Origin of the sequence: Zarconia navalis LEGE 11467 (assembly GCF_015207075.1) — a bacterium.
Classification (GTDB): Bacteria; Cyanobacteriota; Cyanobacteriia; order Cyanobacteriales; family Geitlerinemataceae; genus Zarconia; species Zarconia navalis.
In genome coordinates this window covers 1-8,980 of record NZ_JADEXN010000179.1, presented here as the reverse complement: position 1 = coordinate 8,980, position 8,980 = coordinate 1, and the positions used below count along the sequence as shown (strand labels likewise).

7 protein-coding genes and 1 pseudogene are annotated in these 8,980 nt (G+C 49.2%); 2 read left to right on the top strand and 6 right to left on the bottom strand.

The window, feature by feature from the left end:
- The 3 genes from IQ235_RS11135 to tgt form a co-directional block, all read right to left on the bottom strand.
- A partial coding sequence (locus IQ235_RS11135) for a PmbA/TldA family metallopeptidase (protein ID WP_319592575.1) occupies nt 1-674 on the bottom strand: 674 nt, incomplete at its 3' end.
- A 252-nt stretch (nt 675-926) separates the two neighbouring features.
- Nucleotides 927-1,064, bottom strand: a complete 138-nt coding sequence (locus tag IQ235_RS11130; protein ID WP_264321534.1) for a photosystem II reaction center protein K — start codon at nt 1,062-1,064, stop codon at nt 927-929.
- Nucleotides 1,065-1,174: 110 nt separating this feature from the next.
- Nucleotides 1,175-2,272: a tRNA guanosine(34) transglycosylase Tgt gene (gene tgt / locus IQ235_RS11125; protein WP_264321535.1), complete on the bottom strand. Its 1,098-nt coding sequence runs from the start codon at nt 2,270-2,272 to the stop codon at nt 1,175-1,177.
- A 373-nt stretch (nt 2,273-2,645) separates the two neighbouring features.
- On the opposite strand from tgt, the gene IQ235_RS11120 reads away from it, so the two are divergent.
- Both IQ235_RS11120 and IQ235_RS11115 read left to right on the top strand, forming a co-directional pair.
- A complete protein-coding gene (locus IQ235_RS11120; RefSeq protein ID WP_264321533.1) occupies nt 2,646-3,908 on the top strand; it encodes a Sll1247 family protein in 1,263 nt (420 codons plus the stop codon).
- Between the two features lie 265 nt (nt 3,909-4,173).
- Nucleotides 4,174-5,631 carry a GTP-binding protein gene (locus IQ235_RS11115; protein ID WP_264321532.1) on the top strand — a complete coding sequence of 486 codons (1,458 nt, stop codon included), beginning with the start codon at nt 4,174-4,176 and terminating at the stop codon, nt 5,629-5,631.
- A 150-nt stretch (nt 5,632-5,781) separates the two neighbouring features.
- On the opposite strand, the gene IQ235_RS11110 is transcribed toward IQ235_RS11115, so the two are convergent.
- The 3 genes and pseudogenes from IQ235_RS11110 to IQ235_RS11100 form a co-directional block, all read right to left on the bottom strand.
- Complete coding sequence (locus tag IQ235_RS11110; protein WP_264321531.1) at nt 5,782-7,311, bottom strand: site-2 protease family protein; 1,530 nt, start codon at nt 7,309-7,311, stop codon at nt 5,782-5,784.
- A 185-nt stretch (nt 7,312-7,496) separates the two neighbouring features.
- Nucleotides 7,497-8,261 carry a hydrogenase nickel incorporation protein HypB gene (gene hypB / locus IQ235_RS11105; protein ID WP_264321530.1) on the bottom strand — a complete coding sequence of 255 codons (765 nt, stop codon included), beginning with the start codon at nt 8,259-8,261 and terminating at the stop codon, nt 7,497-7,499.
- 399 nt (nt 8,262-8,660) lie between these two features.
- Nucleotides 8,661-8,980 (bottom strand): annotated as a pseudogene (locus tag IQ235_RS11100) (colanic acid biosynthesis acetyltransferase WcaF); the annotation flags it as partial.

Sequence of the window (8,980 nt, the reverse complement as noted above, 5' to 3'; positions counted from 1 at the left end):
GGCAACACCAAAGCATTCACCGCCCGCCCGGCTGCACCTCGCACTTGTCGGTCTAAATCGGTCAAATCTTCGTAAGCCTTGCGCGATCCGCTAGTTTCTCGCCCCGTTTGTACGGTTTCTCCATCTCGTGCCGTCGCCGCAAAGCGCATTTCCATATCGACCCAGGATTGGTCGATGAGGGTTCCGTCTGAGGTCGCCAGAACGATCCGTTGGGCGGAATCTCCATAACGCACGGAAGTGGTTGTAATCCGTCCGTCTACACTGCGCAGGATATCGGTGTAGCGATCGCACAGTTCCTTTTTCTGGGCCAGAGAAATCGTTCGAGGATCGGTTCCGGTTAAGGGAAGCTCGCAGGTATCGCAAATGCTCTCGATGGGAGCGAGTACGGTTTCTTCCGTTCCCACCAATCGCGCGGCGGCGATCGCTTCTTCAACTCGCTCGGTTAAATCTTCAAGCCGGTTGAAACTGGCAAAACCCCAGCCACCTTTGTAACAGGCTCGCACTTGTCCGCCGATGGAAACCGCCTCGCACAGCGTTTCTATTTTATCGGAACGCAAAAAGATATCGGTTCCTTGTGCTTGTTCGAGTCGGATGGAAAGATAGTCAACTCGGGACTTGTTGCGACTTATCAGATCGGAAAGTTGATTTTTGGCATCGGCGAGCAAAGTCGGCATAATGAGAGTGATGGTAACGACACGGACTCTATTGCCATCCTATAGCGCCGCGCGCTGGGTTAAAGGAAAGAGAGAAAACACACAAAAACGAGTCCTGTTGGAGCTTAGGAAAATTTTCCTTCGAGCGAGGCTCGTAAATCCATGATTTCGTTCGCTATCGACAACAAACCTGCATTTCGGACTGCTAAAACTGACCGAAGCGCAGGTCTGGTTAATCTACCGTGTTGTGTACGGTCGATCGACAAGAGCGATTTACTTGAAACCGACTGCGGCTTGCCATACGAAAGCTAGCAATAAGAAAAAGACAGGAATGATGGGTAAAACATCCACTAGGGGATCGAAAACAGAATAAGCTTCGGGTAATTTGGCCAGTAGAAGAGCTGCTTCCATAACGGTTTAAATCCTTACGTCTCCAATAAATTTCTCATAATTAGAACAAATATTAACACGAACCGATCGCTTATTTTCGTTCCGATATCGGGACAACAGCAATCGACAGGCTAAAGCCAACGAGCAAAATCAGACTCGAAGCGATCGTCGAGAATTGCCGCTCGAATGCGTTGAGTAAAGCCAATCAGCTCCGTAATATTATGAATGGACAATAACGTATAGGCTAAGAGTTCTTGAGAGCGTACCAGATGGCACAGGTAGGCGCGGCTAAAATTACGGCAGGTATAGCACCCACAAGTTTCATCGAGGGGGTTAAAATCCTCTCGAAAGCGGGCGTTTTTCAAGTTCCACCGCTCTCCAGCCACCAATGCCGTTCCATGTCGCCCCAACCGGGTGGGAATCACGCAGTCAAATAAATCGACGCCAGAAGCGATTGCCTGGGCCATTTCCCGATAGGTTCCCACTCCCATAAGATAACGAGGCTTGTTCGGGGGTAATAAGGGAACGGTCGCCCGAACGATCTTCTCAATTAGTTCTGGAGGCTCTCCCACACTGACACCGCCAATAGCGTATCCGGGCAAATCCAACGCCGCCAAAGCGCGAGCGGCCGAGGCACGCAGTTCGAGATAAACACCCCCCTGAACGATCCCGAACAAGGCTTGTTGCGGTTGGTGATGAGCTTCCATACAGCGTTTGAGCCATCGTTCGGTGCGACCGGTGGCTAGCTCCACAGCTTCTCGGGTTGCCGGGTAAGGGGGACATTCGTCAAAAGCCATAATTACGTCGGCCCCCAAAGTATTTTGAATTTCGATCGATCGCTCCGGCGTGAGATCGATAATATCCCCATTGCGGGGGGAGCGAAATTTTACTCCTTCTTCACTGATGGTTCGCATTTCGCTAAGGCTGAATACTTGAAAGCCCCCGGAGTCTGTAAGCATCGGGCCGTCCCATCCCATAAATGAATGGAGTCCCCCCGCACCGGCAACGATTTGCTCTCCCGGTTGCAAGTGAAGGTGATAGGTATTAGCAAGCACCATCTGTGCTCCTGTTCCCCGAAGTTGCTCGGGGGTCAAGGTTTTGACGTTTGCCAGCGTACCGACCGGCATGAAACGAGGCGTTTCCACCGCACCGCGAGGCGTGTGGAAGACACCCGCTCGAGCTTGCGTACAACTGCAACGAGCAAGGCATGTATAAGTAAATTCAGTCACAAAAACATGAAGGCATAAAGCGGCAATGGTGAGTAGAGATTGATTCCGAACCAATACTTTGAAGAACCAACCTCGATAACTTTACAATAGAGCCGGAATATCGAGTGAAAATCTTTAATGTTTCTTGAATAACTTCGAGGGTTAATCGAGGGCAATCGAGATCGTGGCTGGTATATCCTAGTAAAAGTAAGATGATAAAGCTCGCGATCGAACCCCTTGCTGTCGAGTCGTTATACGTTGACTCGAACGTGATGAATTTGTTACGATCTAAATTAGGCTAGGGTAAGTGTACGTTCAATATTGTAAATAAACCACCTCGGAGAATGAGGCATTGCTTGGCTTTGCCGCCGAGCCAGTAAGAGGGCTAGTTGAAATGCCAACCAACGAACAAGATCTGTACCAACACTTGCTAAAGCTAGTCAAGGTAGAGACTCCCCAGCAGCTAATCGAACGCTTCCGAACTTTATTTATTGATGGATCTGGCTATCCAGATCCGACAATTGCCGATGTCGTGGGGAATCTTACCACTACCGGTCGAGAGCAAACAGAGTTTAACAGCGTGCTCAATCGCTGCTGCCACATTCTCATCAACCACTGGCAAATGGAGTCAAAAACTCAGCTTGCCATTCCCGAGTTAGTCAATCTGTTTGAAACCCCCTCCCTCAATAGTCCTTCCTATCGTCTGGCGCAATCGCGCAACACCCGGAGACTGCGCGGATTAGTGCAGCAGTTTCGCCAGAGCGAACAGTACATGACCTTGCATCGTTTGGTGCAAGTAGTCGATCGAGAATGCGATCCCAACTTGTCGGAAACCTCTCGCCCTCTCGGCAGCTTGATCGGTCGCTATCCTTACCTATACTCCCATTCGCTACTCAACGATAGTAGTACCTACGAACACCAGCAAACCGTACGGCAAATTCAAGCCCAGAAGCAAAAACAGTACGAAGTTTCCCTCTCAAAATACGTTACCTATAAAGTTCGTAAAGCCCAGCTCTCGCGCCAAACCTCACCGGCTACAGCCAAACGAGTGCTCAAACCCGTCGAGAACCCAACTTTACTCGACGATCGCGAACTGTACGTTGCTGTCAAGCAATTTGCCGGTCGGGCGGAAGGTTCTTATACTTACCGAGATTTAGCACAAAACTTCATCACCCACACCAGCCAAACGAAGACCTTTCGAGAGTTTAAAGAAGATCTCTACGAATACTTAGTGACAACGGTAGATTCCGATTACGGCAAGCGTCAATTTAACGCTAAGCTGTACCAGCAGTTGATGGATACAATGCCTCAGTGCGACTCTCAAAAGCTGACGGACTTCCTCATTGTCAGAACTTGCAGCCAACTTCTAAACTTTTTGGTGGTCGAGAGTCCCCAGAAGCCCAATCACTACGTTCTAATTGACTTACTATCCAATTTGGGTCCGACATTCGTGATGGCACTGCTCCTGAAAATTATTTTAATCTGCCGTCGAGTGAAGCCCTATCTCGAAAAGCGATTCTCGATCCTGTTCAATCACTACGATAGTTCGACCCGAGAGGCCGTGCAGTGGTTAATTCAATCCTTGGAAAACCTGAATGTTGCTCTGAGTACGAACTTTGGCGCTGCAGATCTGTCATTTTTGAGTAAAGCCTCGTAGCGATCGACCGTCAAATATCGACCGTCCGATAAACAGAAGTAGATCTCTGGATAAATCTTTTGGAGGTCATTTCCTTTATTGGATTGGTAAGATAAAGACAAAAGCTTTAATCCGAGGTGCGATCGATTCAATCTAAAATCCTGTCTCAATAAAAGGTTTGCGGCGATCGACTTCATTGAATCGAAAGACCAGACCCCTACCCGTCAAGGATTTAAGGCAAATTGACGATACACCTAGACCTCTAACACGATTCTCCTAAATTCCGATGTCCGATCGGTTACCCGATTCTTTCGATCGAGAACTCGACGAAGCAATTTTTAGTTTTTCCGATATTCAAGCGGAGCTAAACTACAAACAAGCTGAAGCAGCCCTCAAAGATTTAGTCACCCATCTCGATCTAACCCCTGCCGAACGGAAGGGACTCGAAACAGAGATTGGCGGACTGGAGTCGATGCTCGACAAACTCGAATCCTCCACCGTCCAAATTGCAGCGTTTGGCATGGTGGGAAGAGGCAAATCTTCTCTTCTCAACGCCCTCGTCGGTCAACCCATTTTTGAAACCGGCCCCTTACACGGTGTCACCCAAACCAGCCAGCGAGCGAACTGGCAGTTGAACCCAGAGTCGGTAGTTCGAAATGGCGATATCTGGCAGGTTTCTTTACCCGGACAGGGCAACTGCCAAATCGAACTGGTCGATACGCCGGGTTTAGATGAAATTGAGGGACAAGACCGTGCTGGACTTGCCCGTCGCGTGGCCGGACAAGCAGATTTAATTCTCTTTGTCATCGCCGGAGATATGACTCAGGTGGAATATGACGGTTTGTCTCAGGTGCGAGATGCTGGCAAACCTATTATTTTGGTGTTTAACAAAATCGATCGCTACCCCGAAGCCGACCGACAAGCGATTTACGAACAAATTCGCGACCGCCGCGTGCGGGAATTGCTTGCCCCCGACGACATTGTCATGGCTGCAGCTTCCCCCCTCGTCGCCCAAGCCACTCGCCGATCCGATGGCAGTATGGGGGTTCAGTTAACCCCCCATACCCCCCAGGTTGAAGAACTAAAGCTAAAAATTTTAGAGATTTTGCACCGAGAGGGAAAATCCTTAGTGGCGCTCAATACAATGCTGTATGCCGATACAATCAACGATCGGGTTGTACGGCGGAAAATGGAGATTCGCGATCGCAGTGCCAACCAAATTATTTGGAAAGCCGCCAGTGCAAAAGCCCTAGCCGTTGCCCTCAATCCCATTGCTGTCGCCGATATTTTTAGTGCGGCGATCGTCGATGCGATCGCCATTTTGACCCTCTCCAAACTCTATGGCATCCCGATGACTCAAACCGGAGCCGTCAGCCTTCTCAAAACCATTGCTTTGAGTATGGGCGGCATCGGTGCGAGCGAACTTCTGGCGACCCTGGGACTGAGTTCTCTCAAAAGTTTGTTGGGACTCGCCGCGCCGGTAACAGGCGGTCTGGCGTTAGGCGGTTATCTATCCGTCGCCCTCACGCAAGCGAGTATTGCCGGGGTTTCCACCTATGGTATCGGTCAAGTGGCAAAAGCTTATCTGGCCAACGGGGCATCTTGGGGAGAGGGTGGACCCAAAACCGTCGTCAGTCAGATTTTAGAATCTTTGGATGAAACCTCGATTCTAAATCGAATTAAAGACGAACTCGAAGCAAAGCTATCTCGAATTTCGCAGAGGAAGTCGCCAGAGGAAATCTGATATCGGGAGTGTTATCGCGGTTCTCAACAAGATAGACCTCAGTCGCGTAGATCTTATCGGGTTGAACAACGATCGTACAAATGAGAATTATCCCGACGCGATCTCAAACCCTATTCCCGTGACTTGAGGCCAAAAATCCGACCGACCGATTCATCCACCAATTCCCAACGTTCCAGCAACACTCGGGGTCAGTGGAATCAACGTCACGATCGTTAAAAATAGAGCCAGTAATACCAGCACCGCACGGGTGTCGTCGGGTTCAGTTAATTCATTGAGACTGGGACTTTCGAGGTTGCGCTGCAAGAACAGAATTACAATCGCCCAATACAGCGCGAGAGGATTGACTAGAGAAGCGATCGCCAAGACGATGAGCGTGGCGATCGTCGTGCGTCCGGCTGTGATGCGCCCGTAGATAGCCTGAATCGCTCGTCCCCCATCTAGCTGCCCCGCAGGCATCAAATTTAACGCATTAATAACTAATCCCAACCAACCGATCGCTACCAAGGGATGAATATCTACGACCGATTCTTCTAGCGCCGAACCCAATACGACTTTTGCTAAGGTTCCCACAAGCATCGAACCCTGAAAAAAGTCGGAGGGAATTTGAAATAGGCTACCGGGATGGGAAAGATATAAACCCGTCATTAACATTCCCAAAGAAAGCAATCCCCCCGCAGCCGGACCTGCGAGGGCAACATCGAACAAGACCGTTCGATTGCTCACAAAGGACTCAAAACGGTTGATGGCACCGAAGGAACCGACTTGCCAAGTGGGAATAAAAAACGGCCAACTAATGCGAACTTCGTGGCGGGCAGCCATCACTTGATGACCGATTTCGTGAGCGACAAGCACGGCCCAAATGCCCAAACTCACCGGTAGAACCTCTTGGATGCGATCGAGATCGTTGAAAAAATCGAATCCCATCAAGATACCTGCGGTTTCTAAGGTAGTGGCAAAGGTCGCAATTGCCAATCCGATAGCTAAGGCTTTTTGGGTGGCACTTAGAGGTTTGGGTTCGTTGCGACTGGGTAAAATCACGACGATGGGCTTATTTTCGCGATCGGGAACGAGAAATAAACGATAGCGATCGTCCAAACACTCTTTTAGCTTTTGGGAAAGGCGAGTATAGGTGGTTTCGGGATCGCCACGCAGGTTGCCCCGAAAAAACGCGCCATCTTGGTAGGGAACGCTATCGGTGGCAAAAAATGTGTCGATACCGAAGATACCTTTGGCGATCTGCAAATCTTCGGGGGGAATTTCGATCGGCTCGATGCTTTGGGTGGGGTTTGTGGGAAGCTTTTTAACGGTAGAGGGTTCGGATATTAAGGATTCTGTCGCCTCTTTATTTGGGGGTTTGGGCTTAGACTTTGCCCGCAGCATCTTCTCGAACTGCTCTTGCTGGGTCGGATCTTGGCTTAAAGTTCTGAGTTTGTTTCCCAGAAAAATATAGGTTCCCGCCGAAGCGACGATGAGAAACAAAACTCCGGCCAGATTGATGTAGATGCCGACGGCAAACAATCCGAAAAATAACAACCAAGGAGCCATCAACACAACGGATTGCAACCAGGATACAATCCCCAGTTTCCCAAACGATCTAGAGCGATAAAAACCGATCGCCAGTATCCCTAAAGCGATGAGGACGATCGTCGCCGTTACAATATCTTCCGATGCGATACCCATCTAGTCTCCTTCATTTTCCTCTCGCGGATGCCAGAATCGTTCTGCTCGCGACGATTTGCCATTGAGTTCGATTTTGGCTCGGACTCAGAACTCAGATATCATATTATCTAATCCTAACTCGCGCCACTCACAAGATTCCCCCGATCGAGAGATCGAGGGAAAAAGAGATGCTCGAGTTGGTTAAGTTAACGTTGTGTCGATTTCGAGCCAGACAAGTTTCCAACGGCTGCCATCTCGTGTCGGGCAGCTTTATCAGATTGGCTTCGTAATGCAACCTGCAATCGTATCCAATTCAGCCACGCTTCAAATCCCGCTCCCGTTTTGGTCGAAATGGGGAGTATGGTTGTATTGGGAGCGATCTGCCGCACATTGGTCATCAAGCGCTCGATATTAATCTCCACCCCATTTAGATCCACATCGCAGACTAGATCGATTTTCGTTAGGAGTATGCAGTGTGCCTCCCGCAACACGGCGGCATATTCAAGTAGTCGATCTTCTCCTCCAGTGACCTCTAGCAGGGCCACTTTAAGATGCTCTCCTACTGCCATTCCATCCGGATCGACTAAGTCGAGCGCTCTTTCAACCCAAACCAGATCGAAATTAGATGGGGTATATTGATGCTCGAATTGGCGCAAACCTTCAGCAATGGTTTGAGAATTGAGATGACTGGAAATGTCCGCTCGAGCAGCAAGAACGGGAACGCCTTGCAAGCGCAATCGATCGGCCTCAATTTCAGAGAGCGTACCGCCAGCGATCGCGGCAACTTCGAGCTGATTTTTTAAAGAAGCCAGGGTGCGTTCGAGAAGAACGGTCGTCCCCACACTGGGACTGCCTATCAACGCCAGGCAGGTGATTCCCCACCGGTCGAATTGAGCGCGATTGCGATCGGCTCCCCCACGAGGGTTATCTGTTCCTGCGCTCTCTAGAGCATCACTTAAAGTTGAATACATTTTTTTCGATGGAAATGGTCAAGGGTAAACACAGATCGTTAGGTCGTCGGTTCCACCAGCATAAAAAAGCCGAGTTTTTCATAACGGCCAACCCACGACTCCCGAATCTTTCGGGTTATTTCTATTTTTTACAACGTTGAAAAATGGACTGAGTAGATTTAAAGATATTCTAAGGTTTTGTCGGTATCGAGTTGTACTTATTCTGCTTTTTAAACTTTTAAACAAAAGCGATCGTTTGGTGATAATACGAGAGTGAATAACGATTACTTTTGCGATCGTTTTTGAACTAAAATTTTAGAACAGACGACTTACTTTAAACGATAAAACTCACTATATCAAGTCGTATCAAATATTTAATGTTGATTTAGTAGCTCAGTTTACAAAAAACGGCCTCTTGAGTTAACTAATGTATCGAGTTTTTGATTCGAGCGACCGAGGATAGCGAGGACGGCAAGGGGTTCCCAGACAAACCCGAGCGGCAGGTAGATCGCCAAAAACACTGCTGCGCGCTCCCACAACAGTATTGGCTCCGATAGTCACACCCAACCCCACAAAGCAGTCCGTCGCCACCCAAGCTCCATTCCCAATCGTAATAGGAGCAGTCTGAAGACCGAAAGCCGGGTCTTGGATATCGTGAGATCCCGTACAGAGGTAGGTTTTCTGGGAGATAACGCACTGAGAGCCAATGCAGATGCGATCGAGACTGTAAAAGACCACAT

Bases quoted from the DNA above. Each gene is read 5' to 3' on its own strand.
- IQ235_RS11120 (WP_264321533.1), top strand. From the start codon at position 2,646: ATGCCAACCAACGAACAAGATCTGTACCAACACTTGCTAAAGCTAGTC.
- IQ235_RS11130 (WP_264321534.1), bottom strand. From the start codon at position 1,064: ATGGAAGCAGCTCTTCTACTGGCCAAATTACCCGAAGCTTATTCTGTT.
- hypB (WP_264321530.1), bottom strand. From the start codon at position 8,261: ATGTATTCAACTTTAAGTGATGCTCTAGAGAGCGCAGGAACAGATAAC.
- IQ235_RS11110 (WP_264321531.1), bottom strand. From the start codon at position 7,311: ATGGGTATCGCATCGGAAGATATTGTAACGGCGACGATCGTCCTCATC.
- IQ235_RS11115 (WP_264321532.1), top strand. From the start codon at position 4,174: ATGTCCGATCGGTTACCCGATTCTTTCGATCGAGAACTCGACGAAGCA.